22 protein-coding genes and 1 rRNA gene are annotated in these 25,569 nt (G+C 61.7%); 16 read left to right on the top strand and 7 right to left on the bottom strand.

Features of this window, described 5'->3' with window-relative positions; translation table 11 throughout:
* Positions 1-207 precede the first annotated feature (207 nt).
* Positions 208-320, top strand: a 5S ribosomal RNA gene (rrf, locus tag GNZ13_RS18845).
* Positions 321-444: 124 nt separating this feature from the next.
* On the opposite strand, the gene GNZ13_RS18840 is transcribed toward rrf, so the two are convergent.
* The 3 genes from GNZ13_RS18840 to GNZ13_RS18830 form a co-directional block, all read right to left on the bottom strand.
* The gene (locus GNZ13_RS18840) at positions 445-1,521 is read right to left on the bottom strand and encodes a lipocalin-like domain-containing protein (protein WP_172167052.1); all 1,077 of its coding nucleotides are present in this window, start codon (positions 1,519-1,521) and stop codon (positions 445-447) included.
* 212 nt (positions 1,522-1,733) lie between these two features.
* Positions 1,734-4,304: an FtsX-like permease family protein gene (locus tag GNZ13_RS18835; RefSeq protein ID WP_172167059.1), complete on the bottom strand. Its 2,571-nt coding sequence runs from the start codon at positions 4,302-4,304 to the stop codon at positions 1,734-1,736.
* The gene (locus GNZ13_RS18830; protein WP_172167050.1) at positions 4,294-5,043 is read right to left on the bottom strand and encodes an ABC transporter ATP-binding protein; all 750 of its coding nucleotides are present in this window, start codon (positions 5,041-5,043) and stop codon (positions 4,294-4,296) included. Before GNZ13_RS18830 ends, GNZ13_RS18835 begins: the two co-directional genes overlap by 11 nt.
* A 686-nt stretch (positions 5,044-5,729) precedes the next feature.
* On the opposite strand from GNZ13_RS18830, the gene GNZ13_RS18825 reads away from it, so the two are divergent.
* The 6 genes from GNZ13_RS18825 to cysS all read left to right on the top strand — a co-directional run bounded on the left by GNZ13_RS18825 (position 5,730) and on the right by cysS (position 13,234).
* Entirely contained in the window at positions 5,730-7,283 is a 1,554-nt protein-coding gene (locus tag GNZ13_RS18825) for an NADH-quinone oxidoreductase subunit M (RefSeq protein ID WP_172167048.1), read from the top strand.
* 372 nt (positions 7,284-7,655) lie between these two features.
* The gene (cyoA, locus tag GNZ13_RS18820) at positions 7,656-8,555 is read left to right on the top strand and encodes a ubiquinol oxidase subunit II (protein ID WP_172167046.1); all 900 of its coding nucleotides are present in this window, start codon (positions 7,656-7,658) and stop codon (positions 8,553-8,555) included.
* Between the two features lie 3 nt (positions 8,556-8,558).
* Positions 8,559-10,547, top strand: a complete 1,989-nt coding sequence (gene cyoB, locus GNZ13_RS18815) for a cytochrome o ubiquinol oxidase subunit I (RefSeq protein ID WP_172167044.1) — start codon at positions 8,559-8,561, stop codon at positions 10,545-10,547.
* Positions 10,547-11,152 (top strand): cytochrome o ubiquinol oxidase subunit III, encoded by a 606-nt coding sequence (gene cyoC, locus GNZ13_RS18810; protein ID WP_172167042.1) that lies wholly within the window; start codon positions 10,547-10,549, stop codon positions 11,150-11,152. The genes cyoB and cyoC overlap by 1 nt, the downstream gene beginning before the upstream one ends.
* Entirely contained in the window at positions 11,153-11,509 is a 357-nt protein-coding gene (gene cyoD, locus GNZ13_RS18805; protein WP_172167040.1) for a cytochrome o ubiquinol oxidase subunit IV, read from the top strand. It begins immediately after the preceding gene.
* 339 nt (positions 11,510-11,848) lie between these two features.
* Entirely contained in the window at positions 11,849-13,234 is a 1,386-nt protein-coding gene (gene cysS, locus GNZ13_RS18800; RefSeq protein WP_172167038.1) for a cysteine--tRNA ligase, read from the top strand.
* 95 nt (positions 13,235-13,329) lie between these two features.
* On the opposite strand, the gene GNZ13_RS51565 is transcribed toward cysS, so the two are convergent.
* Together GNZ13_RS51565 and GNZ13_RS18795 are read right to left on the bottom strand one after the other, a co-directional pair.
* The gene (locus tag GNZ13_RS51565; protein WP_216674919.1) at positions 13,330-13,581 is read right to left on the bottom strand and encodes a hypothetical protein; all 252 of its coding nucleotides are present in this window, start codon (positions 13,579-13,581) and stop codon (positions 13,330-13,332) included.
* A gap of 277 nt (positions 13,582-13,858) precedes the next feature.
* Positions 13,859-14,551 carry an HAD family hydrolase gene (locus GNZ13_RS18795; protein WP_172167036.1) on the bottom strand — a complete coding sequence of 231 codons (693 nt, stop codon included), beginning with the start codon at positions 14,549-14,551 and terminating at the stop codon, positions 13,859-13,861.
* Positions 14,552-14,942: 391 nt separating this feature from the next.
* Between GNZ13_RS18795 and GNZ13_RS18790 the strand changes: the two genes are divergently transcribed.
* The 6 genes from GNZ13_RS18790 to GNZ13_RS18765 all read left to right on the top strand — a co-directional run bounded on the left by GNZ13_RS18790 (position 14,943) and on the right by GNZ13_RS18765 (position 19,690).
* On the top strand, positions 14,943-15,263 hold the full coding sequence (locus GNZ13_RS18790) for a YXWGXW repeat-containing protein (protein ID WP_171927196.1): 321 nt from the start codon (positions 14,943-14,945) through the stop codon (positions 15,261-15,263).
* A 122-nt stretch (positions 15,264-15,385) separates the two neighbouring features.
* Positions 15,386-15,946 carry an RNA polymerase sigma factor gene (locus tag GNZ13_RS18785; RefSeq protein WP_216674918.1) on the top strand — a complete coding sequence of 187 codons (561 nt, stop codon included), beginning with the start codon at positions 15,386-15,388 and terminating at the stop codon, positions 15,944-15,946.
* A complete protein-coding gene (locus tag GNZ13_RS18780) occupies positions 15,943-16,362 on the top strand; it encodes a hypothetical protein (protein ID WP_172167034.1) in 420 nt (139 codons plus the stop codon). The genes GNZ13_RS18785 and GNZ13_RS18780 overlap by 4 nt, the downstream gene beginning before the upstream one ends.
* Positions 16,359-16,907: a periplasmic heavy metal sensor gene (locus tag GNZ13_RS18775; RefSeq protein WP_172167032.1), complete on the top strand. Its 549-nt coding sequence runs from the start codon at positions 16,359-16,361 to the stop codon at positions 16,905-16,907. The genes GNZ13_RS18780 and GNZ13_RS18775 overlap by 4 nt, the downstream gene beginning before the upstream one ends.
* 75 nt (positions 16,908-16,982) lie before the next feature.
* On the top strand, positions 16,983-18,536 hold the full coding sequence (locus GNZ13_RS18770; protein WP_172167031.1) for a DUF1800 domain-containing protein: 1,554 nt from the start codon (positions 16,983-16,985) through the stop codon (positions 18,534-18,536).
* Positions 18,537-18,541: 5 nt separating this feature from the next.
* Positions 18,542-19,690 (top strand): DUF1501 domain-containing protein, encoded by a 1,149-nt coding sequence (locus GNZ13_RS18765; protein WP_172167029.1) that lies wholly within the window; start codon positions 18,542-18,544, stop codon positions 19,688-19,690.
* 89 nt (positions 19,691-19,779) lie between these two features.
* On the opposite strand, the gene GNZ13_RS18760 is transcribed toward GNZ13_RS18765, so the two are convergent.
* Positions 19,780-20,148, bottom strand: a complete 369-nt coding sequence (locus GNZ13_RS18760; protein ID WP_172167027.1) for a BON domain-containing protein — start codon at positions 20,146-20,148, stop codon at positions 19,780-19,782.
* A gap of 251 nt (positions 20,149-20,399) precedes the next feature.
* Here GNZ13_RS18760 and GNZ13_RS18755 point away from each other — a divergent pair, with 251 nt between their 5' ends.
* The gene (locus tag GNZ13_RS18755; protein WP_172167025.1) at positions 20,400-21,659 is read left to right on the top strand and encodes an MFS transporter; all 1,260 of its coding nucleotides are present in this window, start codon (positions 20,400-20,402) and stop codon (positions 21,657-21,659) included.
* Between the two features lie 103 nt (positions 21,660-21,762).
* Positions 21,763-22,656, top strand: coding sequence for an IclR family transcriptional regulator (locus GNZ13_RS18750; RefSeq protein WP_172167023.1), 894 nt, complete (start codon positions 21,763-21,765; stop codon positions 22,654-22,656).
* A gap of 10 nt (positions 22,657-22,666) precedes the next feature.
* On the opposite strand, the gene GNZ13_RS18745 is transcribed toward GNZ13_RS18750, so the two are convergent.
* On the bottom strand, positions 22,667-24,472 hold the full coding sequence (locus tag GNZ13_RS18745; protein WP_172167021.1) for an acyl-CoA dehydrogenase: 1,806 nt from the start codon (positions 24,470-24,472) through the stop codon (positions 22,667-22,669).
* Positions 24,473-24,735: 263 nt separating this feature from the next.
* Here GNZ13_RS18745 and GNZ13_RS18740 point away from each other — a divergent pair, with 263 nt between their 5' ends.
* The gene (locus GNZ13_RS18740; protein ID WP_172167020.1) at positions 24,736-25,509 is read left to right on the top strand and encodes an SDR family oxidoreductase; all 774 of its coding nucleotides are present in this window, start codon (positions 24,736-24,738) and stop codon (positions 25,507-25,509) included.
* The last annotated feature ends 60 nt before the right edge of the window (positions 25,510-25,569 follow it).

Genomic DNA, 25,569 nt, shown 5'->3' with positions numbered 1-25,569 from the left:
CCTATAACCGGTGTGTGTCGGCAGCCGTTAGTGCTTCAGCACTTATGGATGCCCCACCCTGCGCCACGCGCAGGGTCTTGAGACCACATGCACAGGTTGAGATCGATGTTGTGCCTCGAACAACACAACTCCCTCTGGTGAGCATCACCAGAAACTACTTCTTCCCGATTGGTTGTGTTGACGAAGTCAACGCAACAACAAGTCATGCCTGATGACCATAGCGAGTCGGTCCCACCCCTTCCCATCCCGAACAGGACCGTGAAACGACTCCACGCCGATGATAGTGCGGATTCCCGTGTGAAAGTAGGTAATCGTCAGGCTCCCCAGCAGCAACAGAAACCCCACCCCGAAAAGGTGGGGTTTCTGCGTTTACGGCGCAGAAACGCGTATCTGGAAGCATCGCCACCGTGCGACTTTGCCCGACGCGCTCCGGTTCTTCCGCTGTCACTCCTTCCCGATCCGCAGCGCGTTCGCGTAACCCGTCAGCTCCAAATAAGCACGTCCGACGTCCGCGCCGTCGCGGCTCACCCGAACTGCACCTTCCCAATACACTGCGCCGGTCGATTGACGGGAATCGAGTTCCTGGTCGTCCATCAACGGATCGAGACGCCACGTAAGCGCGCCGGTTTTGACCGTCATCGAGACGGGATACAACGTGTTCGTGCGGGGCGAGCGCCATGTGCGAACCGGAGTGAAATCGACCTGATCGCGGCCGAACGTCGTCACCTGACCGTCGCGATTTCTGAGTGCCGCATGTGCCCATACCGCGTGTCCGTCGCGACTGCGGATCTTAAAAGCCATCAAGGCTGAACCATCCGTCAGATTGGCGCCGAGCCAATCCCATCCGACCGCGTCGGTATCGAGCAGCGTGCTCGACCATTCGTGATCGAGCCACGCCGCGCCGGTAACGGCCGTTTCGCCCGTCGATTTGCTGCCTGTCGCGACCGGTCGAACTACGCTGCCGGTCACGCGCAATTGCGGCTCGCTGTAGTAATAGCTTGCCTGCTCGGGCCGCGGACCTTTGCGGGAGTAGCCGCGTTCGCCCTGGAGCAAGGGCGCTTGTGTCGGTGTCAGAGAAAGATGTAGCGAGAAATTCCCAGCATCGACTTCAACGTCGTAGTGCCCGTCGCTGGCGCGGATGAGTTTCCATGCGTCGAGTTTGACGTCGGTATTGTCCGGCTTCGCATACGCCAGCCCGAAACCCTGGCGAGCAATGCGCTGATCGTGCGTCAGATGACCGAGTGCAGGATCGCTTAACGCGGCATGAGCAATGATCAATTGCGACGGTGCGAACGCACTCGGGTCCGCTGGGTCGTGACCGGTTGCCGAGCGAAAGAAGGTGATCTGGAAACCGAGCGGCTGATTGTCCGGTGTCATGAGCCAGCCTGTTGCGTACCACCACTCGGTGCGAAAAGCCGCGTGTGCGCCGGTGTCTTGCGGCAGCACGATCGGATGATCCAGCGCGACCGCTGCGAACTCGGGTGTTGCGGCGACCGCAGACGCGGTAGCCATCAAACCCATGCAAAGTAAAGCTGCATGAATCGTAGCGCTCAGTCGCCGTGCACTTGCCAAGCGGGGCAGCGCAGCCGATGACTTGCTTGGTATGCTGTGCGCCAGACAGGCGCGGCCGGCTCGATAAGAGCGCGCCGTCACTTGATACGTCGCTTGATACTTCGATCCATGCGCCGCGTCATACACCGATTCTCGTGCCATCTCACGCGACCACATGTCCATCACCAATCCTCCTTCACCGCGCGCACCGCATCCACCGATACAGCGCCTCGTCCCGCAATCACCGCCGTCGAACACGACGAAGCCAGCATCACCAATGCGACCGTGCCGAGCACGGTCCATGGAACGTGCAGCGACATGCTCCAGTGAAACGACTGCGGATTGACGACGAACACAAGGATCAGACTGATCGCGAATCCGAGAATGAAGCCCATCGCGATACCGCAAGCGGTGAGCATCCCGCCTTCGAGTGCGAGAATCGCGAGAACCTGCGAACGGGTCACGCCCACATGCCGCAGCATGCCGAACTCACGGGCCCGTGCGAGTGTCTGCGCAGAAAACGTCGCCGCGACGCCGAACAGGCCGATGACGATCGCCACCCCCTCGAGAAGATAAGTGACGGCAAAACTTCGATCGAAAATAACCAGCGTACGCGCGCGGATTTCTCCCGGTAGCGACAGGTTCAGCGATGCACCGAAGGGCAGCGCACGCAGGCCGGTAATCACGCGTTCGGCGCTCGTTCCCGGTTGAATGGTGACAGCCACATCCGTCGCGCCGGTGTCGGCAGTTAGGCGCCGGTAATCCGAAAGCCGTATCTGAATCGCGCCGGTCTGCCGCACGTAATCGCGCCATACGCCGGCTATAACGAACACGTGGCCGCGCTCGCCGAGCGGCAACTGCACGCGCTGGCCAAGCTTATATCCATACAGATCAACCATTGCTTCGGATACCCAAACAGGTGTCTCGCCCTCATGCGATGCGGAAGGAGGCAGCACCGCCCCGGTCATCTGCAGATTCGCGCCTGGATCGGCGGCGTCGATTTCACGCGCGAGCACGGCGACGTCGGGCCGTGCAGGGTCGAGCGTGAGATGCGAGGTGCGGGCAAACGCGGCGGTCTTGATGCCGGGCACGCTGCCCAGCAGAGTCTGTTCGTCGGGGCGCAAGCCGCCGGTGTCGCCGTTCGGTGCCACCCGAACGTACAGATCGGCCGAGAGCAGGTGACCCAACCAGTCTTCGACAGAAACACGGAAGCTGGCCACCATGATCGCCATCGCGACGATCAGCGCGAAGCTCGACAGCACGCCGCCCATCGCGATCGATGCATGGCCCGGCGCATTCGCGAGACGCGCCAACGCGAGTGTGCTGGCCGCGCCGGCGCGCCGCCGCGCGCCGAAAGCACGACTCGCCGCGCCGAATATGAACGCGGTCACACGCGGCATCAGCGCTATCCCGCCGACCAGTAACAGCGCAACGGCCAGATAGCCGCTGATAGGCGCATCGAACAACGGTGGCACCTGGGTGAGCACGCCGGCAACCAGCAGACATGTCAAAGCGGGCCACGGTGTAGCGAGCCGTGCCAGTGCGCCTTCTTCGGCGCCGGCTTTGAGTGCTGCCGCGGGCCGCGCATGCGCCGCCTCCACGGCGGGGGCAAGACTGCCTAATACCGACGCAGCGATGCCGAGCGTCAGAAATAGTGCGGTCGCCAGCGGTTCGAAACCGACGTGCGGTTGCACGCCGGGAAAGTAGCCGCCGCCCAGATCGCTGCCGAAAAAGTGCAACGCACCGCTCGCCAGCGCATAGCTGAGCGCGAGTCCGGACAGCGAACCGAGCAGGCCGAGCAGCGCACCTTCCATCAGGATCTGGCGCAACAACTGGCCGCGCGTCAGTCCAAGCACGCGCAGCATCGCGAACTGTGCACGGCGCCGCACGACACTCAGCGCCTGTGTCGAAAAGACAAGAAAGGCACCGGTGAAAAGCGCCACCAGCGCGAGCACGTTCATATTGATCCGATAAGCGCGCGACAGACGATCGGTGCGGCTTTCGGCATCGCGCGTCTCGGAGATCACCCACCGGCTGCCGAGCCGCGCTTGCAGGCCACGCTTGAAGCGTTCGCGATCGACGCCGCGTTCGAGTTGCACGTCGATGCGTGACAGCTTGCCCACCTTGCCGAACTTCCACTGAGCGGCAGCGATATCCATCACCGCGAGCCGCTGACCCGGCCGCGTTCTCACGAGACCGCCGGCCACGCGAAAGTGCACGATCGACGTGCCGCTTTGCAGCGCGATGTCATCGCCGATCTTCACCTTCAACCATTGCTGCGCCGCCGCCGAGAGAAACACCGTATCGGCCGCGAGCGTATCGAACGGCCGTTCCGGCGACGGCACGCCGATCAGGTCGGGTGCAATGCGGCTTGCTTCGAAGACGTCGATGCCGAGCACAGGCAGCGCAGCGCTCTGATCCGGCACGGTGACATCGAGAGCAAGTACGGGACTCGCCAGCGCTACACCAGGCTCGGTCGACAAGCGCGGATAGATGGACTCGTCGAATAAAGGCTGTGCACCGCGCACCTGCAGATCGGCCTCGCCCGAGAGGCTGCGAGCCGCCGCCGAGAATTCATTGAAGGCTGCGCTGTTGATCAATTGAACGGCGTAGCCAAGCGCGACGCCGAGCGCGATCGTTGCGATTGCAACCAGTGCGCGTCCTCGGTGACTGCGCCACTCGGCGCCCAACAGCCAACGCGCGAGCCTGCGATGACCTCGCATTCGCTGCAGCGGGTGTGGGTCAGCGTGCATCATCGGCTGAACGCGCAGTGGATCGAGAGTCGGGGGACGAACCGGAAAAGGCATTGCGTCCGGACGATGCGTGCAAACCGCCGTCGCTCAGAATCAGGATGCGGTCCGCCACCGCCGCGGCTGCCTCCGAGTGCGTGACCATGATGGTGGCCGCACCGGTTGCCTTGCTTTGCGCGCGGAACAGGCCGAGTACCTCGTGTGCGGTATCGGGATCGAGATTGCCGGTGGGTTCGTCGGCGAGAATCAGTTTCGGGCGATGCACGAGCGCCCGCGCAATGGCGACGCGTTGCAACTCGCCGCCCGACAGCTGCCGCGGAAAATCATCGCCACGGCCGCTCAAGCCGACGGCCGCGAGCATATCGAGCGCGCCGGCCGTGGGTAGCTCGTTTAGCAGCAGCGGCAGAGCGACATTCTGCGCAAGTGTCAAATGGGGCAGTACGTGAAACGCCTGGAACACGAAGCCCAGTTTTTGCCGGCGCAAACGCGTTGCCGCGTTGTCATCCAGACGCGAGACCACGCTGCCGTCGATGATCACGTCGCCGCTGTCCGCGCTGTCGAGCCCTGCAATGAGATTGAGCAGTGTCGATTTGCCGACGCCGGAGTCACCCATGATCGCGACGAATTCACCCGGCGCGAGCGTGAAATCGAGGTGCGCCAGCACGATTCGGCCGGCGCCGTAAGCCTTGCCAAGCTCGCGGCATTCGAGCGCGGGAACAACACCTTCATCACGAAGCACCATGCGGTATCCGATAAGTCTGGCTGGCGAGGGCGGCGTTCAATCGTGCGAAGAAACTACCGTGCTGCGCACGAGCGTCGGCCCCTGAACCGCCGAAGTATATTCGGGTTCTGTAAGGCTCGCAGGCATAGACCGCCATCGCCCGATACCCGTCTGAAAGCGGGCAGGTAAGTGGATCGCGCGGGTCTTTTCGGGTGCCCACTGACGCTTCTTTAGAGTGCCGGATCAAAAAAATTTCTGTTCGCGGGCACGCTAAATTTTTGCCGGTTGCTCGAAATCGGCCTTGATGGTGCGTCATGCACCCGCATGAACCATTCCAGTGTAATCATTGTGCGGAGGTGTTCGCGCAAGAGTCGCTAATCGCCCGCCAACTGCTTTCTTCTACATGCAAAAAACATGGAGCATATCCTGTTCGGATGAATTTGTGCGTCTGCACATTTTTCGGCGTTTCGCAAGGCCGCGCGTGGCAAGAATGCATTGCCAAAGGCGTTGCAGCATTGTTGCGCTGCAAAAGTATTCTTATCTTGGTAATCTCCCACCCTTGGTCATTCGACTGCGGGTAAACGTGAAGCGCGCAGCACCGCTTCAACGTCAATTTCAGCGAAATCCAGCCTACATATCCGTTTCAATGCTTTCGTTTTTGAAGGTGTTGAAGCGGCGTTTTGTATTTCAAGTTTTCAACCGAACACATGCCATTGCCTCCGCTTCTTAGCCTACTCATCTGGATCCCTATTGTCGCCGGCCTGGTGGTTTTGCGTGCCGGATCTGACGCGGCACGTAGTCGCACGCGATGGCTCGCGCTGATCGGCGCAGTCGCGGGTTTCCTGCCGGTGATTCCGCTCGTGTCGAATTTCCGCAACGACGTGACGTCGATGCAGTTCGTCGAGAACCTCCGCTGGTCGCCCACGTTCGATATCGCGTGGCATGTGGGGGTGGATGGGATTTCGCTGTGGCTCGTCGCGTTGACCGCGTTGACCACGATCATCATCGTGGTCGCTTCGTGGGAGTCGATCACCGAGCGCACCGCGCAGTACTTCGGCGCGTTCCTGATGCTGTCGGGTTTCATGCAGGGCGTGTTCACCTCGATGGACGGCATGCTGTTCTTCATCTCGTTCGAGGCGACGCTGATTCCGCTGTACCTGCTGATCGGTACGTGGGGCAATTCGAACCGCTCGTATGCGGCGGTGAAGTTTTTCTTCGTCTCGTTCCTCGGCTCGCTGATGATGCTGATGTCGATGCTGTACCTGTACAGCCAGACGCACAGCTTCGATCTCGCGCTGTGGCGTGAAACTCACCTCGGCACCTGGGCGCAGGTTTTGGTCTTCCTCGGCTTCCTTGCTGCGTTCGGTGTCAAGGTGCCGATGTGGCCGCTGCATACGTGGCTGCCGGACGTCCACCTCGACGGCCCGACCGGCGCCGCCGTGATGATCGGCATGCTCAAGCTGGGCGGTTACGGTCTGCTGCGCTTCGCGCTGCCGATCGCCCCGCAGGCCAGCCATTTCTTCGCGCCGATGATGATCACGCTGTCGCTGATCGCGGTGATCTATTCGAGCCTGCTGGCGCTCGTGCAGACCGACATGCGCCGCTTGCTCGCGTATTCGACGATTGCGCACATGGGTCTCGTGACGCTCGGCCTGTTCGTTTTCAACCGTATCGGCCAGGCCGGCGCAATCGTGCAGATGCTGTCGTACGGCGTGGTTTCCGGTGCGATGCTGCTATGCACGGGCATGCTCTACGACCGCACGAAGACCGCTTCGATCGCCGAATACGGCGGCGTCGCCAATACGATGCCGCGCTTCGCCGCGTTCGTGATGCTGTTCTCGATGGCCAATATCGGCCTGCCGGGCACCTCGGGTTTTGTCGGCGAGTTCATGGTGTTGATGGGCGCGATCCGTTTCAATTTCTGGATCGGCGCAATCGCGGCCTCCACGTTGGTCCTGAGCGCGGCCTACACGCTGTGGATGTACAAGCGCGTGATCTTCGGCGCGATTGCCAACGCACGCGTCGCGAAGCTGCAGGACCTCGGCAAGCGCGAGTTCGTGTTGCTCGGCGCGATGGCTTTGCTGGTGCTGGCCATCGGCATCAATCCGAAACCGTTCACCGATGCGATCGACCCGTCGGTCGGTACGCTGCTGGCTCAATCGGAGCGAAGCGCGCATCCTTCGGACTCCGCACCGGCTGACGGTGGCGAGCACCTGCAGGCGGCGGCGCCGGCAGCCGTCGCGGCACGCACGCCGGGCTGATCAAAACGAAGCGCGCCGCGGGTGCAGCATTCATCTCTCGGATACTGCCTTTGCTGACGCGTTTTTTCGCATCGGCACGCGTCCATTTTTGAGCATCTGACGCGGCGCAACCATTCAGGTCGCGCTGCGTTTTAGCGCTTATATAAAGGGACTTTCGTGATCCGGCGACTCCGCCGGTACGTTGCAATAGAGCATTGCAAACCCTCACGTGCGCACAGGCGTGCGGCAACGTGTCGCACGGTGTTGCGGTGTAATAGATCGTTGCTAAATCCAGTGTTTATATCCAGTTGACGACCCCTTATTATGCGATCGCTTATTAAGGGAGAGCGGTCGAATGACGTTCGTCGAAGTCGTAAAAGAAGGGCAATGGATATGAAAGGAAAGACTCTGCGAGGGTCGACAGGTTTCCTTTCCGCCGGCCTCATGTTGTTGCTCTCGGGTTGCAGCAACCTCGATATTTTGAATCCGAAGGGGAGTGTGGGTCTGGCGGAACGTGAGCTGATTGCCACGTCGACCTGGGCCATGCTGATCGTGGTCGTTCCGGTTATCGCGCTCACGCTGCTGTTCGCATGGCGCTATCGCGCTTCGAACAAGAACGCCGAATACCGTCCGGGCTGGGTGCATTCGACCGGTATCGAAATCGCCATCTGGACGATTCCGACGCTGATCATTCTGTTCCTCGCCGTGCTGACGTGGAAGAGCACGCATGAGCTCGATCCGTATAAGCCGCTCGAGTCGCAGGTGAAGCCGATCAACGTCGAAGTCGTCGCGCTCGACTGGAAGTGGCTCTTCATCTATCCGGACCTCGGCATTGCATCGGTGAACCAGCTGGCGTTCCCGGTCGGCACGCCGGTGAACTTCGTCATCACGTCCGACACGGTGATGAACTCATTCTTCATTCCGCAGCTCGGCGGCCAGATCTACGCAATGGCGGGTATGCAAACGCGTCTGCACCTGATGGCCGACGAAGCCGGCAACTACGCCGGCACCGCGGCGAATTTCAGCGGCAAGGGTTTCTCGGATATGAAGTTCCGCGCACTCGCCACGTCGCCTGAAGAGTTCAATGCGTGGGTCGCCAAAGTACGCGGCTCGTCCGACCGTCTCGACATGGACCGCTACCACGCGGTATCGGCGCCTACGGAGAAGGAGCCAGTGCGGTACTTCTCCTCGGTCGATCCGAAGCTCTTTCACAACATCATTGCCCGATACAACAACGGTAACGTCCTCGACAACATGAAAGACGCTAACTGTGCGCCTAAGGGTAAGGGGTAACGCATGTTCGGAAAACTTACGCTCGATGCGATTCCGTATCACGAGCCAATCATCGTCGGTGCGGGCATCTTCATGGCGCTCGTCGGGCTGGCCGTGCTCGGCACGGTTACATATCTCGGCAAATGGCGCTACCTGTGGACGGAATGGCTGACCTCTGTCGACCATAAGAAGCTCGGCATCATGTACATCATCGTTGCGATGATCATGCTGCTGCGCGGCTTCTCGGACGCGATCATGATGCGTCTGCAACAGGCGCTCGGCAACATGAGCCCAGGTTATCTGCCACCGCATCACTACGACCAGGTGTTCACGGCACACGGCGTCATCATGATTTTCTTCATGGCGATGGCGTTCATGATCGGCCTGATGAACCTGATTGTGCCGCTGCAGATCGGCGCGCGCGACGTTGCGTTCCCGTTCATTAACTCGTTGAGCTTCTGGATGACCGCGGTCAGCGCGATTCTGATCAACGTGTCGCTGGTGATCGGTGAGTTCGCGCAAACGGGCTGGCTGGCTTATCCGCCGCTGTCGGAATTGCAGTTCAGTCCGGGTGTTGGGGTCGACTATTACCTATGGAGTTTGCAGCTCTCCGGTATAGGCACCTTGCTCACCGGCGTGAACTTCTTCGCGACCATCGTGAAGATGCGCGCCCCGGGCATGACCTTCATGAAGATGCCGGTGTTCACGTGGACTGCGCTCTGCACCAACGTGCTGATCATGGCGTCGTTCCCGATCCTGACCGTGACGCTCGCGTTGCTCGGGCTGGACCGCTACCTCGGCATGCACTTCTTCACGAATGACGGGGGCGGCAACGCCATGCTGTACGTGAACATGATCTGGGCATGGGGTCACCCCGAGGTGTACATCCTGATCCTGCCGGCGTTCGGTATCTTCTCGGAAGTCGTGGCCACCTTCGCCAAGAAGCCGCTGTTCGGCTATAAGACGATGGTGTGGGCGACCTGCGCGATCATGGTGCTGTCGTTCCTCGTGTGGCTGCACCACTTCTTCACGATGGGTTCGGGCGCTGACGTCAACGCGTTCTTTGGTATCGCGACGATGGTGATTGCGATTCCGACCGGCGTGAAAGTGTTCAACTGGCTGTTCACTATCTACAAAGGCCGTCTGGAATTCACCACGCCCGTGCTGTGGACGATCGGCTTCATGATCACGTTCACGATCGGCGGTATGACCGGCGTGATGATGGCGATCCCGGGCGCGGACTTCGTGCTGCACAACAGCCTGTTCCTGATCGCGCACTTTCACAACGTGATCATCGGTGGCGTGCTGTTCGGTTATCTGGCCGGTTTCAACTACTGGTTCCCGAAAGCGTTTGGTTTCAAGCTGAACGAGAAACTCGGCAAGGCCGCGTTCTGGTTCTGGCTGGTCGGTTTCTATGTCGCGTTCATGCCGCTGTATGTGCTCGGCTTCATGGGCATGACGCGCCGTCTGAACCATTACGACAATCCGGCATGGCATCCGTGGCTGATTCTCGCTGCGTTCGGCGCAGGGCTGATCGCTATCGGCATTGCTTGCCAGCTGGCGCAGCTGTACGTCAGTATCCGCGACCGCAATCTGCCGCAAAATCGCGACGTCTCTGGCGATCCGTGGAACGGTCATACGCTGGAATGGGCGATGAGCTCGCCGCCGCCGGTGTACAACTTCGCGATTATCCCGACTGTGCGCAAGCTGGACGCGTTTACCGACATGAAGTCGCGTAAAACGCAGCAAACAGAGCCGGTGTATCGCGACATTCATATGCCGTCGAATACGTCAGCGGGTCTGTTGGTGGGGCTGTTCTCACTGGCGCTCGGCTTTGCCGGTGTATGGCACATCTGGTGGCTTGCGATCGTCGGCCTGGTCGGTGCAATCGGCACGGTGATCGTCTATAGCTTCCAGGATAACGACGGCTATTACATCCCGGCCGACACGGTTGCGTTGATTGAAGAAAAGCGCGCCGGCGCTGGTGCCCACATTGCGGTAGAGGTGGACTGATGCTACAGAAGACTATTGCGGTCCAACCGCATCTCGCGCCGGATCATGTGCCGTCGCAATCGGTATTCGGTTTCTGGCTGTACCTGATGACCGACTGCATCATCTTTGCCGCGCTGTTCGCCGTGTTCGCGGTGATGGGCCACCAGTTCGCGGGTGGTCCGAGCGGTAAGGATCTGTTCGAGATTCCGGGTGTCGCGCTCGAAACGTCGATGCTGCTGCTGAGCAGCATTACGTACGGCTTCGCGATGCTGGGCGCGCATAAGAACAGGAAGGGCGTGCTGCTGTTCTGGCTCGGCGTGACGTTCCTGCTGGGTCTTGCGTTCCTCGTGCTGGAAATGCGCGAGTTCTCGCACCTGATCGCAGTGGGCGCCGGCCCGAGCCGTAGCGCGTTCCTGTCGTCGTTCTTTACGCTGGTCGGCACGCACGGTTTGCACGTGACGTGCGGCCTGATCTGGATGACGGTGCTCGCGATTCAGGTGATGCGTCATCGCGATCTGACCGAACGCGACATGATTCGCCTGACGTGCCTGAGCCTTTTCTGGCACTTTCTGGACGTCGTGTGGATCGGCGTCTTCACCTTTGTCTATCTTGCGAGCGTGATCTAAATGGACCATAGCCATCACTCACACCTGGCGCACTCGGACGAAGGACACGGGGGTGAAAGTCACGGCAGCATCGGCAGCTATACGGCGGGTTTCATTCTCTCCGTCGTGTTGACCGCCGCGGCGTTCGGCCTCGTGCTGACCGGCACGTTGACGGGCGAAACCGCCTTGCTCGCGATCGCGGGCCTCGCGTTCGTGCAGATCGTTGTGCATCTGATTTTCTTCCTGCACATGAATGCGTCGTCGGCACAGCGCTGGAACGTCATGGCGTTCGGCTTTACGGTGCTCACGGCCGTGATTCTGATCGTCGGCTCGTTGTGGATCATGCATAACGTCAGCATGCACATGATGTCCCGCTAGGCGGAAAACGTCGCAGGTCGAGAGAAAACCCCGCAAGGTGAAAGTCTTGCGGGGTTTTTTTCATGCATTCCGAAGGCGCACTATCCGGACACAGCGCCGCCATTCGCGATTGACCCGCCTCGAAACACGCGTTAGCATCGTTTCCATGACCGCTTCTATCCATTCCCGTTCGCATTCTTTGCACGCATGCTGTTGCAGCCTGCCAAGGGGAGCTTGCGTCTAGCGAGTCGATCTGTACATGTTCGTATCCCTGAGGCCACCCGTCACAAGACCGGTGGCTTTTTTGTTTTGGTCCTTTCGTTCCAGCTTTCTTACACGCTTAACACCACAGGAATCCACATGCCGCTCGTCCTGTACGACACCTGGTCGCGCACCTTACGCGCTTTCACGCCGATTCAAGCGGACCACGTGGGCCTGTATTGCTGCGGGCCCACCGTGTACGACCACGCGCATATCGGTAACCTTCGAACGTACATTTTCGAAGACGTGCTGCGACGCGTGCTGGCGTTGAACGGCTACACCGTGCGGCATGTCGTCAATATCACTGACGTGGGTCATCTGGTCTCCGATGCCGATGAAGGCGAAGACAAAATGGAGAAGGGCAGCCGGCGCACCGGTGAATCGGCATGGGCGATCGCGGAACGCTATACAGCGGCTTTCATGAGCGACTGGCGCGCGCTGAACCTGCTCGAGCCCTCCCTGTGGTGTCGCGCGACCGATCACATCGCCGAACAGATCGACTTCATTGCCGAGCTCGAGCGTAACGGTTACACATACCGGACGGCCGACGGCATCTACTTCGACACGAGCAAGCAGGACGATTACGGTTTTCTCGCACGTCTCGATGTAGCGGGCCTACAGGCCGGAAAACGTGTTGCACTGGGAGAGAAGCAACAGGCGACGGATTTCGCGCTGTGGAAATTCAGTCCACCGGATACCCTGCGGCAAATGGAGTGGGATAGCCCATGGGGCCGGGGCTTTCCCGGTTGGCATATCGAATGCTCGGCAATGTCGGCGAAATACTTGAGCCCGTGGTTCGACATTCATTGCGGCGGAGAAGATCACATCGCCGTGCATCACAGTAATGAAATCGCACAGACTCAGGCACGCCATGGAACACGCCTGGCGAACTTCTGGATGCATGGCCATTTCCTCACACTGGACGCCGGCAAGATGTCGAAGTCGGGCGGCGACTTCGTGCGCTTGCAGACGTTGACCGAACGCGGCATCGATCCGCTTGCGTATCGTTACCTATGCCTGAGCGCGCATTACCGGAGCAGCTTGCGTTTCAATGTGGACGCACTGGACGCTGCGCAATCCGCGTTGGACCGTTTGCGCAGAGCTTATGTGCAATGGCCGGAAGGCGGCATGCCCGATGCGAATTGTGTCGATCGTTTCAAGGTCGAGGTCGATCAGGATCTGAATCTGCCGCGTGCGCTTGCCGTGCTGTGGGATGTGGTGAGAAGCGATCTTCCAGCGGCGACGCGGCGGGCGACAGTCGATTGCTTCGACGCTGTGCTCGGACTCCGGCTTGCCGACTGGAAGGAGGGCGTGACGTCGATTCCCGCCGATATCGCGCTTCTCGCCGATGAGCGTGAAAAAGCCCGCGCGGCCAAAGACTGGAACGAGGCCGACCGTCTGCGTGACCACTTAAGAGCCGCGGGCTGGCATGTTGAAGACAGTTCGAGTGGGCAGGTACTGCGTCGGCTCGATAAGGCGCAATAGCACTATCAGGGCGTGGCGGCGTTGCCTATTCCCATGCGCCGCCACGCAATGGGAGCAGGTTGGCTCTTCTGCTCCCACCTGCCCATGTTCGTGGCCTAAACCGGCACCACCCCCGGTTTATCATGCGAAGGCGGCTTGCCGAATGGCAAAAGGACGGGCCCACTACCCCAATCAACCGGCGGACACAGATCCCAGCCGCGCCGAATGACAATGGGCGGCATCATCCCGCCAGGGCAAACAGAAGGTGGTTCCCGCGTGAGGTAGGCGGTGCCGCCGAGTACGGACTGCAACGCTGGCTGGCCGAGTTCATCGGCGCAGGGCAAATCTTTGAGAACGAGCCCTTTCATGGTGGACCTCCGGTAAGTTTGGATTGGCAGCGAGCCCGGACATCGCCGCGCTCATTCGTTCCAATTGCACACACCATGCCATCCACCGCAAAGCGGCGTGCCGTCCACATGCGCCGATCTTGCGCGCGCAAGGTGGTTGGGATAGACCGACTCGCGACGTTGCGACGTCGGTGCGCTGCCAACAGCTACACCCGTTATGGCGAACGAGACTACCCCCCCCCTCGCGGCGGGATATCGCGTACCGATCGATCCTGTGTTCGAGTCACCGCGCGTGCCCTCAACCCCGCACGCCGCGCCATCCGGTGAGCAGGGCGGGCAATTCGGCCATGTCCCGAAAGACGTGAACCGCGCCCGCGCCATGCAAGGCAGTGGCACTGCTGTGGCTCAGTTCTTTCGGGCAATAGCCCAACACCGTGGCGCCGCTGGCCACACCTGCAGTCACGCCTGTGACGGTGTCATCCACGACCGCGCAACGTTGCGAGTTCACACCCAAGCCCGCTGCCGCGGCGAGGTAGACATCGGGATAGGGCTTGTTGCGCGGTGTTTCGTGGCCGCTGAAGATGCGCCCCTCGAAGCAGTCGAGAATGCCGGCCTTGGCCAGTTGTAATTCCACCTTGATGCGATCGGCGCCCGACGCAACGGCAATACGTCCGTCGAGTGTCGCGTAAAGCGCGCGCACGGCCGACGCCGCGCCATCAATCGCCACCAGCTCGCGATCGAGCGCCTCATTACGGCGCGTACGAAACTGCATGAGCCAATCCGTGGTAATTGCGAAGCCGGTGCGCGCTTCAATGAGTGCCGCTTCATCCTTGACGGCCTTGCCGACAAAAATGCGCATCGCCTCTTCGACGCTCAATTGCCAGCCCAACTCGCCGAGCATCTCGGTCAGCACGCAGTTGGTGATGGGTTCGGAGTCGACGAGCACGCCGTCGCAGTCGAAGAGTACGGCGTCGAAAGGGAAATCAGCCATCGGGCAGGGTACGGATAGAAGTCGCGGAACCGGCAAGGATAACTCACCGGCTCGCGTAGCGCCGCGCAAAGGCTATGTGACTGCCTCCTGTGAGAGTCAGGACCCTGCGGCCTTGTACCCGTCACTCAGCGTTTTCATAAACGCAATCGTCTGCTGATTAAGCTTCGAGGGTGCGAACATTACGTTTCTTATCTATTTCCGCCCGTTTCAATAACGTTTGCTGTCGTTCTGCTTTCGCGGGCCCGCAATGTGAAGGCGGTTCTGTCCGTCACGACTCGCAGGCCCCAGCTCGCTTCTTTCAATGCAAATCAAAGCGACGGATTTTTCCGGTTGCTGCGTTCAAGAAGAAACGGAGCCGCTTGTGGCTTCGGCTCTTATGGGAGAAACCAGCATGACATCGACCAAACCGGTCCGCCTTCTGACTTCCGTGCTTGCTGCAGCGATCACGTGCGCCGCCGCGTTGACGGCCGCGCCTGCCTTCGCGCAGGCGGTGATCGTCGCGCCGATGGCGCCGCCGCCGCCGCGCGTCGAAGTGATGCCGGCGCCGCGTGCAGGGTACGTCTGGGATCAGGGCCGCTGGCGTTGGGACCACGGCCGTTATGTGTGGGTGCCCGGCCACTGGCAACCGGTTCGCGTCGGTTATCGCTGGGTGCCGGGGCATTGGGTGCAGCGCGGCCCGAACTGGCGGTGGGTCGAAGGGCATTGGGCCTGAACGTTGAGTATATTGATTGCAATGCACGCCGCACTCCGTCCGGTGCGCGCCGTTCGAACCGGTGCGCGCACAACCAATCGATCCGCGCTACGCATCTTGCGCGCGCTGTGGAGCCGCATGCCTTGAGCGAACGCGATCCCGATGCGGAACTGCTGGAGGGGGTTGCCCGGCAAGACCCGGCCGCTGTCCGCTCGCTCGTCGCGCGCAAGCTGCCGCGTCTGCTCGCACTCGCCACGCGCATGCTGGGCGATCGCATGGAAGCGGAAGACGTGGCGCAGGAGGTTTTCGTGCGGATCTGGAAACAGGCTTCGCGCTGGCGGGAAGGCGAGGCGAAGGTCGATACGTGGGTGCATCGCGTCGCGCTCAATCTTTGCTATGACCGGTTGCGCGGCCGCCGCGAAGTCCCGCACGACGACCTGCCTGACGAGATCGACCCTGCCGCATTGCCCGACGCCACCCTCGAAGCGCGCGCCCAAGATGAGCGCGTGCGCGAGGCGCTCGCCGCATTGCCGGCACGACAGCGCGAGGCGCTGGTGCTCAATTATTACCAGGAGATGTCGAACATCGACGCTGCCGCCCTGATGGGCATCACGGTCGATGCCCTGGAAAGTCTGCTGGCACGTGCGCGCCGCAATCTGCGCGCCCAACTGGCCGGCAGCGGCCTTAGCAAGGACAAGTCATGACGCCCGAAAGATTCCATCAGATCGTCGAAGCCTACGGCGCCGATCCACGCCGCTGGCCGCAGCAGGAACGCGCAGCGGGAGAGGCGTGGGCCGCGGCACATCGTATCGAGGCCGGTACGGTGCTGGCGGACGCGGCCGGCATCGATGCGTGGCTGGCGGCCGATAAGGTCGATCCACCGAGCGCGGCGTTGCAGCAGCGCATCATCGGCAGCGCACCGGTACGGCGGCCCATCGTGCCGCGCCGGCGCTTGTGGTGGTCGGGCGCGGCGGTGGCAGGCGTCGGCCTGCTGGGCGGTGTGGCCGGCGCTTTTGCGGTGTCGTTCTTCGTTTTGACGGGGACGGTTCCGCCACTGCATGAGTTCTCTTATTTAACTTCGAGCTTCGGTGGGTCATCCGCCGATTGGAGCGGCGAATGAACGGCCGGTCATGGAAAATCGCGCTGGTGGCTTCGCTGGTGCTCAACGTGTTTCTGCTGGGCGCGATTGTCGGTGGTGCTTATCAATGGTTCGCGGCGCATGGCGCGATGACCCCCGCGCTGGCGCAGCAGCGCACGGCGCTGCGCTTTGCAGCCGAAACGCTGCCGGCCGAGCGTCAGAAAGCCTTCATTGACGGCTTGAAGAGTGCGCGCCGCGAGGGCCGGCAGTTTGCCCGCGAGGGCCGCGAAGGGCGCCACGAGGTGTTGCGTCTGCTAGCTGCGCCGCAGTTCGATCGCGCGGCACTGGATGCAGCGCTGGCCCGCACGCGTGAAGCCGACAGCAGTTTGCGCGCGCAAGTTGAAGGCAGCGTGGCCGATTTTGCGGCGACGCTGTCGCCCGAGGAGCGCGTCGAATTCGCCGACAGCCTGAAGCTGCGGGGCCAGTGGCGTGAACCGCAACAGGCCGCCAATGCGAACAAGGCGCCGCAGCCGGCCGCGTCGCTGCCGGCCGCGAGCGAAGCTTCGAGTGAATCTTCGGGCGAATAAAAAATTTCTGGGCGGGCGCGACGGATTTCATCGTGGCGGTCGTTTAAAGAAATATCCAACGCCGAAGAGGACGGTATGACCACCTCACCGAACATGAATGCCGCGGCGATTGCGCTGAACCGCTTCGGCCTTGGCGCGCGTGTCGACGACACGCCGCCCGCCGACCCTAAGGGGTGGCTGCTCGCGCAGTTCGAGCAGTATCAAGCGCGGCCTGCCGCATGGGCGAGCCAGCCTGATTCGGTGGCGCTATCCACCGAACTGGCGCGGCAGCGCATGCAACTGAACCAGCCGAACCGGCAGAGTCAGCAGAACGTCAGCGAAGGCGCGGCCGCCAGTCAGACGAATGCGCAGGCCAACACGCAAACCAACGGACGAACCAACACGCAAACCACCGGGCAAGGTGCAACAGAGACCACCGCCCAAACTGCTAAGCAAGCCGAACGAAAAGCGCTACGCGGCGAAATTCTCGACATGTACCGTTCCTCGGTGAACGCGCGTGTCGCCAGCGCGCTGACCACGCAGACGCCTTTCATCGAGCGGCTGGTTCATTTCTGGGCAAACCACTTCGCGGTATCCACGGAAAAACCCGGCGTCGCGGCACTGGCCGGCTCATTCGAAGCGGAAGCGATCCGCCCGCATGTGCTCGGCCGTTTCGAAGACATGCTGGTCGCGGTCGAGCGTCATCCCGCCATGCAGTTGTTTCTCGATCAGACGCGCTCGGTCGGACCGGACAGCGTGGCGGCCATGCGCGCCGCAGAGCGCAATCCGAACGTCAAACGCGGGCTGAATGAGAATCTGGCGCGCGAAATCATGGAACTGCACACGCTCGGCGTGCGCAGCGGCTATAACCAGGACGACGTCACCGAATTCGCCCGCGCGCTGACTGGCTGGAGTCTCGCCGGCAATCCCGGGAATCCTGGCAATGCGGGCAACCCGGGCCGGCTGGGTGCGCAGCCGAACGCCGCCCCAGGCACCTTTGTGTTTCGCGTCGCGCTGCACGAGCCGGGTTCGAGAACCATCATGGGCCGCCGCTATGACCAGCCGGGAGAAGAGCAGGCGCTGGCGATCCTGCACGACCTTGCGAGCGCGCCTGCGACGGCGCAGCACATCGGCGGCAAGCTCGCCCGTCACTTCGTCGCGGACAATCCGCCGCCTGAAGTGAGCGAGCGGCTGGCGAGCGCGTTCGAGCGCAGCGGCGGCGATCTGCCGACCGTGTACCGGACGCTGATCGACATGCCGCAGGCGTGGTCGCCGGTCGCCGTGAAGTTCAAGACGCCGTGGGAATGGACCATTTCTTCGATGCGCGGGCTCGGCTGGCAGGACCTAAGCAATATGCAGGCCGCGCCCATTCTTACGCAACTCGGCCAGCCGGTATGGCGTCCGGGCTCGCCCGCCGGTTACGACGACATTGCCGCGAGCTGGGCGGCGCCCGACGCGCTCGTGCGCCGGGTCGAAGTGGCGCAGCGCTTCGCGTCGCGCGTCGGCGACCGGCTCGATGCGCGCTCGCTCGGCCAGACCTTGCTGGCCGGCTCGCTCAGCGCGCCGACCGCCAAGGCTGTGTCGCGGGCCGACAGCGCGTCCATGGCGATTGCGCTGCTGCTGGTCTCGCCGGATTTTCAACGGAGATGAATGCCATGCTTTCACGCCGCAAGTTTCTGAGCATTGCCGCTGCAGGCGCGGGCGCGATTCTCGTGTCGCCGCAGATCGCTTTTGCACGCGTCGCAAGCGACCGCCGTTTCGTGTTCGTGATCCAGCGCGGCGCGGCCGACGGCCTGAACATCGTCGTGCCATACGCCGAGCCCGCCTACGCGACGCTGCGCGGTGCGCTTGCGATCGATGCCTCCAACGCGACCAGGCTCGACGGCACCTTCGCGCTGCATCCCTCGCTTGCACAAACCGCTGCGATGTATGCGAGTCATCAGGCGCTGTTCGTCCACGCGGTGGCGTCGCCATATCGCGACCGCTCGCACTTCGACGGGCAGAACGTGCTGGAGACCGGCGGCACGTCGCCGTATCAGATGAAGGACGGCTGGCTGAACCGGCTCGTCGCATCGATGCCCACCACGCGCGAGAACGCGATCGCCTTCGCGCCGACCGTGCCCATGGCGCTGCGCGGCAAGGCGGCGGTAACGTCGTACGCGCCCTCGGGGTTGCCGCAGGCGCCTGACGATTTGCTCATGCGGGTCTCGCAACTGTACGACCAGGATGCGCAATTGCGGCCGCTATGGGAATCGGCAATGACCGCGCGCGGCCTCGCTGGCGACGCCGGTGCGCGCCAGGACCCGGCGAGCCTCGGCAAGCTCGCCGCCGGTTTTCTGTCACGCGACGAAGGTCCGCGTATCGCGATGATCGAAACCGGTGGCTGGGACACGCATACGGCGCAGAACGCGCGTCTTGCGAATCAGTTGAAAGCGCTCGACACGATGCTCGCGTCGTTGCGCGACGGCATGGGTCCGTTGTGGACCAAGACCACCGTGGTGGTGGCAACCGAGTTCGGCAGAACCGCCGCCGCCAATGGCACGGGCGGCACCGATCATGGCACCGGCTCGGTGGCGATGGTGCTGGGCGGCTCGGTGGCGGGCGGACGCGTGCTTGCCGACTGGCCCGGCCTGAAACCGGGCGACCTTTACGAAGCGCGCGATCTCAAGCCGACCCTGTCGCTGGATGCCTTGATCGCCGGCGCCGCGAGCGAAAGCCTCGGACTCGATCCGCAGCGTACGGCCAGCACGCTGTTCGGGCAGACCGCGGGAATGCGGCCGATGACGGGGCTCGTGCGCGCATAGCAATGTCAGGACGACAAGCAGCGCCGCAAATTGGCACTTGCGGCGCTACTCATCGCAACCTGTCGTCATTTATCGATCGCGAGGCGCGATCAACCTCCGCCGCCGCCCTGCGTACCGAGCGTCAGCTTGTTGTTCACCGATTTCACACCGGCAACACTCTTTGCGATTTCCTCCGCTTGCGGGATCTGCGCACCATCGGGCACCGTTCCAGTCAACGTCACCGCGCCGCCGCGCGCCCGGACAAACACGTTCGACACATCAAAACCCTGTGCTTTTCCCAAAGCCTTGCGCACGTCCAGACCCAGCTTGCGGTCCATCTTCTTGACGACTTTAGGATTCTCGGTCGGCGCTGCCATGCTGCCCGACGCCATCGCGTCGCTCGACTGGGCATAGGAACTGGACACAGTCGCCACACACAATGCGATGCCGAGTGCCTTCAATAGATTGACTGTTTTCACGTTTTCTCCATTTCTCGAAAAGTTGATTTCGCATCGTTGCATGCAAAAAACCACGCGCCTGCGAGCACTTTTCCGCCCGCATGGAACACCCTGTCTTATAGAAGAGTGACGTTGTGAAGCTCCCAGCGCGCTTAAACAATACTCCAGCAAACGCGCGAGTGTTGAAAAAACTCAGTTGACCACCCAACGCCGGCCGCCCGTCGCACGATTCGCCTATCATGGCGGCTTCGATCATCAAAGGCGCACTGCAGATGTCTGATGGTGTACAGCAACAACTCCATGAACCATGCACGGATACCGCTGCATCGTCGATCGATTACGGCTTGTGGGCACTGACCTTCGGCTACGTGTTGAGCCAGTTTTTTCGCAGCTATATCGCTGTGATCTCCACTCAGCTGATCGGCGATTTCCGTTTCTCGCCGCAAATGTTCGGCTGGTTCGCGGGATCGTTCTTTCTCGTATTCGCCATCGCGCAACTGCCGGTCGGCGTCATGTTCGACCGCTATGGTGTGCGCGGACCCACCGCGCTTTTGATGGGCATCGGCGCCGCGTGCGCCGGCATCCTTTCGATGACGACGAGCGCAACCGTTGCGCTCGTCGCGCAAGCCGGCATCGGACTGGGTTGCGCGCCCATCTTCATGGGGCTGCTCAATTACGTACTGCATAGCGGCCACGGCACACGCAATGTGCGCGCCGTCACAACGGCGAGTGCAATCGGCATGGCGGGTGCATTGCTGGCCGCGTTTCCGCTGAGCCGGGCGACAGCCAGCTTCGGCTGGCGTCCGGTCATGGTCACCGCGGCGCTCGCCATGCTGTGCGCGACGCTTGGCGTCGTATGCTTCGTGCGCCGGCGCGATGCCGCCGCCCATGAGCAAAGCCTCGCTGCGCCGCAACACGCGGCAGGCGTGGTGAAACGGCGCACCGGTTTCTGGACCTTGATGCCGGCCTGTCTCGCGCTCTCGGTCGGTAGCACGTTTCGTACCTCATGGGGCGGCCCGTATCTTGCCGACATCTACGGCTTCGACGTCATCGCGCGCGGCAATGCAATGACCGTCACCAGTGTGATCGGGATCGCCGCGTCGTTCTGTATTCCCGTCGCCGTGCGGTTCTGCGCGCCCAAGCTGATTTCCTTGCTGTGGCTGATCGCCGGCGTGCTGGCGGCGCTCGTGCTCGCGGTGGGTCCGGACAGCAACTGGGTGGTCAGTGTCGCGTTGATATGCGTGTTGTTCTCGGTCGGCTCGATCCATCCGCTCGTGATGTCGCAAGCGCGCGCCATCATTGCGCCGCGCCGGCTCGGGCTCGGTTTGGGCCTGCTCAATAGCCTGGTTTTTCTGGGTGTGGCGCTGACCAGCAGTTGTTTCGGCTGGATCGCGGGTGCCGCAAAACAGGCGCATCTATCGAACGCGGGGATCTATTCGGCGCTGTTCGCCGTGACCGTGGTACCGCTTGCGATCGGCGCGGCCGTTTATTTTTTCAGCCCGGTGGTGGCTGCGCCGAAAGAAGAGGTCTGAGCGACTGTTTGCGTTTGTCTATAATTCCGCAGCCCGGATCACCCTTGATCCGGGCCACGGTTTGTCCTTCAGATGGTGCCGTTTCGCAGGAGCGCGTTTCATTTTGAGCAAAACCAATCATAGCCCGGTCGATAATCCGGTCGACGGTCCGAGCGCCAGCGAAGCCGCGCAAACACCCGTTGCATCCGCCAGGGGAAATACAGTCCTCGCGAGCCGGACGGCGCACGAAGCGCACAAGGATGACCGGCATTTCGTCACCGCACTCGCGCGCGGGCTCGAGGTGCTGGCGTGTTTTCGCTCGGGCGACAAATCGCTGAGCAATCAGGAACTCGCATTGCGTTGCAAGCTGCCGAAATCGACGGTATCGCGCCTGACTCATACGCTCACGCTGCTCGGCTATCTGATTCATCTGAAAGAGAGCGGCAAATATCGGCTTGGCACGGCTTCGCTTGCGCTGGGCAGCGCGATGCTGGCGCGGCTCGACGTGCGCAAGATCGCCCGGCCGGCGATGCAGGAATTGGCCGACATCTCCGGCGCCACGGTGTCGTTGGGTACGCGCGACCGGCTCTCGATGATCTACGTGGAAAACTGCCGGGGCTCGGTTGCGCTTGCGGTCACGCTTGAAGTCGGTTCGCGTATTCCGGTCGCCACGTCGGCGATTGGCCGCGCGTGGCTCGCGGCGATCCCTGAACATGATCGTCTCAGCTTCATGGAACAGGTGCGTGAACTCGATCACGTGACGTGGCCGAAAACCCGTCGCGGCATTGAGAATGCGCTCGAAGATTACCGCACGCTCGGTGTCACGACTTCGTTCGGCGAATGGCAGAAAGACGTGAACGGCATCGCACGCGCTTTCCAGCCGGGTGGTGAACTGCCGATCATGGCGATCAATGTCGGCGGCCCCTCATTCAAGCTCTCAAAGGAATTCCTTCTTGAAGAGGTGCGGCCACGCCTGATCGACGTGGTGACGCAGCTGGAAAGCGCGCTGTCGCATTGAGCGGCAACGCTTAGAACCACTGAGGCGCCATGCTGAGCGTCGTATCGTCGAGGCCGCGCAACGTGGCCAGCATCAGCGAGACGCGCGGCAATTCCCAACGGAAGAACCACTGGCACGCATGCAGCTTGCCGCGATAAAAGTCACCGTCGGCTTCGCTCTTTGCCCCAGGCAGCGCAGTGCTCGCAACGATCGCCTGCCGCAACCACGTCCATGCAAGCACGATATGGCCGAATGCTTCGAGAAAAGCATTCGCGTTGGCAAGCGCGCGTTCGCTTTCGCTGGCGAGCGTCGGCAATAAGGCTTCGACCGTACCGGTCAGTTCGCTCCATGCCTTGCTGAGCGAATCAGCATGCGCTTGCAGGCCCGGATGAACTCGCGCTGATTCAACGCTACGCTGTATTTCACGCCCCAACAGCTTGAGCGCGGCACCCTGTTTCATCACGACTTTGCGGCCGAGCAGATCGAGCGCCTGGATACCGTGCGTGCCTTCGTGAATCATGTTCAGGCGGTTGTCGCGGTAGAACTGCTCGACCGGATATTCACGCGTATAGCCGTAACCGCCGTGAATCTGGATCGCCAGACTATTCGCTTCGAGGCACCACTGCGACGGCCACGACTTCACCACTGGCGTCAGCATATCGAGCAGCAGGCCCGCTTCGGCGCGTGCGGTGTCGCTCTCGCCGGTGTTCTGTTCGTCGACGAGGCGCGCCGCGTACAGGCACAGCGCGTAGGCGCCTTCCACGTAGGCCTTTTGTGCGAGCAGCATGCGGCGCACGTCGGCGTGTTCGATCAGCGGCAATTGCGGATCGAGCGGGTTCTTGTTATCCGGGCGACGCCCTTGCGGCCGTTCGCGTGCGTAATCGAGCGAGGCCAGGTAGCCGCGGTAGCCGAGCATTACCGCGCCGAGGCCGACGCCGATGCGCGCCTCGTTCATCATGTGGAACATATAAGCGAGACCCTGATGCGGTTCGCCCACCAGTTCGCCGATGCATTCGCCGCGTTCGCCGAACGACAGCATCGTCGACGTGGTGCCGCGCCAGCCCATCTTGTGAATCAGCCCCGCGAGCGCGACGTCGTTGCGCGCGCCGAGGCTGCCGTCGTCGTTCACGTGGAACTTCGGCACGGTGAAGAGCGAGATGCCTTTGACGCCCGGCGGCCCGCCGGGAATGCGTGCCAGCACCAGGTGGACGATGTTCTCGCTCAGTTCGTGATCGCCGCCCGAAATAAAAATCTTGTTGCCGCGGATCGAATAGGTGCCGTCTTCGTTGGGCGTCGCACTGGTGACGAGATCCGAGAGGCTCGAGCCCGCTTGCGGCTCGGTCAGCGCCATTGTGCCGAACGCGCGGCCTTCGAATAACACCTGCAGATACTTGCGCTTTTGCGCGGCGCTGCCGAAACGTTCGATCACGTTCGCATTCGCCGTGGTCAGCATCGCGTAAGACGAGGTGGCGATGTTGGCGCTCTTGAAGAGCGACAGGCACGCAAAGGAAATCACCGAGGGCAACTGCATGCCGCCCCATTCGTAGTCTTTGCCTGCAGCGAGGAAACCGGCGGAGCGGAACGCGTCGAGCGCTTCCTTCACCTCGGCGGGCATCGTCACGCGTTGACCGTCGAATTGCGGCTCGTGTTCGTCCGAGAGGCGGTTGTGCGTCGCGAACTTTTCGGCGGCAACTGCGTGAGCGGTTTCGAGTGCCGCGTTGAAGGTCTCGCGGCTGTGGTCGGCATGGCGCGCGCGCTGCGTGAGCGTCTCGGCCTCGAGCACTTCGAACAGCTGGAATTCCAGATCACGCGAGTTGATGATCAGCGCATCTTGCATGGAGAAGACCCGTCTAAAGTGAGCCGCTATGCAGAACAACTACGCAACACGCGCAGAAACACGCGAAATCGCACGGCCGCGGCTCGATTAAGAAGTGCGGCATTCGGGTAAGTACCGATGAGCCGCCCATCGACGATGCGTGTCAGTTTAAAACAAAAGTGAATGAGCGTGCTTTTATTTACACGGCGAATTTCGGCACGTATGATGGTCGACAAATCTGGAATGAAAGTCTGCATTGCAGAACAAACTGGAGGAGCGTCGTAATGTCTGTGAAAGACCTGTTTCAACTGGACGGCAAGGTTGCACTGATCACCGGAGGCTCGCGCGGGCTAGGCCTGCAAATGGCCGAGGCGCTGGGAGAAATGGGCTGCCGCGTGGCGATCACCGCGCGCAAAGCCGACGAACTCGCCGAGGCGAAAACGCATCTGCAGAGCCGGGGTATCGAGGTGCAGACGGTGGTCAACGATCTGCAGCGCTTCGAGGGTATTCCCGGTCTCGTGGATGAAGTGCTCGGCGTGCATAGCCGCATCGACATTCTCGTGAACAACGCGGGCGCGACTTGGGGTGCACCCGCCGAGGACTATCCCGACGAAGCGTGGCACAAGGTGATGAACCTGAACGTCAACGCACCTTTTTTCGTTGCTCGCGAAGTCGGCAAGCGCAGCATGATCCCGCGCCGAGCCGGCAAGATCATCAACATCGCGTCGGTGGCGGGTCTGAAGGGTTCGCCGCCCGGCATGAACACGATTGCGTACAACACGTCCAAGGCCGCGGCGATCAATTTCACGCGGGCGCTCGCGGCGGAATGGGGCAAGTACAACATCAACGTCAACGCGATCTGCCCGGGCTTTTTCCCCTCGAAGATGTCGGCGGGGTTGCTCGACAAGCTCGAAGACACCATCGTCTCGCGCACGCCATTGCAGCGTCTCGGCGGCGACGAGGATCTCAAAGGACCGGTCGTGTTCCTCGCGAGTGAAGCGTCGCGTCACATCACAGGCCAGTATTTCGCGGTGGACGGCGGCTCGATCATTGTCTAACCAGCTTTGCATGGGACTGGAGTAAGTGCTCTGCATGGGACCAGAGTAGCGCGCTAAAGC

Origin of the sequence: Paraburkholderia elongata, assembly GCF_013177735.1 — a bacterium.
Lineage (GTDB): Bacteria > Pseudomonadota > Gammaproteobacteria > Burkholderiales > Burkholderiaceae > Paraburkholderia > Paraburkholderia elongata.
This window is presented reverse-complemented; position numbering and strand designations above follow the sequence as displayed.

Excerpts from the sequence above, each read along its gene's own strand:
- GNZ13_RS18840 (WP_172167052.1), bottom strand. The coding sequence starts at position 1,521 with ATGGGTTTGATGGCTACCGCGTCTGCGGTCGCCGCAACACCCGAGTTC.
- GNZ13_RS18835 (WP_172167059.1), bottom strand. The coding sequence starts at position 4,304 with ATGCACGCTGACCCACACCCGCTGCAGCGAATGCGAGGTCATCGCAGG.
- GNZ13_RS18830 (WP_172167050.1), bottom strand. The coding sequence starts at position 5,043 with ATGGTGCTTCGTGATGAAGGTGTTGTTCCCGCGCTCGAATGCCGCGAG.
- GNZ13_RS18825 (WP_172167048.1), top strand. The coding sequence starts at position 5,730 with ATGCCATTGCCTCCGCTTCTTAGCCTACTCATCTGGATCCCTATTGTC.
- cyoA (WP_172167046.1), top strand. The coding sequence starts at position 7,656 with ATGAAAGGAAAGACTCTGCGAGGGTCGACAGGTTTCCTTTCCGCCGGC.
- cyoB (WP_172167044.1), top strand. The coding sequence starts at position 8,559 with ATGTTCGGAAAACTTACGCTCGATGCGATTCCGTATCACGAGCCAATC.
- cyoC (WP_172167042.1), top strand. The coding sequence starts at position 10,547 with ATGCTACAGAAGACTATTGCGGTCCAACCGCATCTCGCGCCGGATCAT.
- cyoD (WP_172167040.1), top strand. The coding sequence starts at position 11,153 with ATGGACCATAGCCATCACTCACACCTGGCGCACTCGGACGAAGGACAC.
- cysS (WP_172167038.1), top strand. The coding sequence starts at position 11,849 with ATGCCGCTCGTCCTGTACGACACCTGGTCGCGCACCTTACGCGCTTTC.
- GNZ13_RS51565 (WP_216674919.1), bottom strand. The coding sequence starts at position 13,581 with ATGAAAGGGCTCGTTCTCAAAGATTTGCCCTGCGCCGATGAACTCGGC.
- GNZ13_RS18795 (WP_172167036.1), bottom strand. The coding sequence starts at position 14,551 with ATGGCTGATTTCCCTTTCGACGCCGTACTCTTCGACTGCGACGGCGTG.
- GNZ13_RS18790 (WP_171927196.1), top strand. The coding sequence starts at position 14,943 with ATGACATCGACCAAACCGGTCCGCCTTCTGACTTCCGTGCTTGCTGCA.
- GNZ13_RS18780 (WP_172167034.1), top strand. The coding sequence starts at position 15,943 with ATGACGCCCGAAAGATTCCATCAGATCGTCGAAGCCTACGGCGCCGAT.
- GNZ13_RS18775 (WP_172167032.1), top strand. The coding sequence starts at position 16,359 with ATGAACGGCCGGTCATGGAAAATCGCGCTGGTGGCTTCGCTGGTGCTC.
- GNZ13_RS18770 (WP_172167031.1), top strand. The coding sequence starts at position 16,983 with ATGACCACCTCACCGAACATGAATGCCGCGGCGATTGCGCTGAACCGC.
- GNZ13_RS18765 (WP_172167029.1), top strand. The coding sequence starts at position 18,542 with ATGCTTTCACGCCGCAAGTTTCTGAGCATTGCCGCTGCAGGCGCGGGC.
- GNZ13_RS18755 (WP_172167025.1), top strand. The coding sequence starts at position 20,400 with ATGTCTGATGGTGTACAGCAACAACTCCATGAACCATGCACGGATACC.
- GNZ13_RS18745 (WP_172167021.1), bottom strand. The coding sequence starts at position 24,472 with ATGCAAGATGCGCTGATCATCAACTCGCGTGATCTGGAATTCCAGCTG.
- GNZ13_RS18740 (WP_172167020.1), top strand. The coding sequence starts at position 24,736 with ATGTCTGTGAAAGACCTGTTTCAACTGGACGGCAAGGTTGCACTGATC.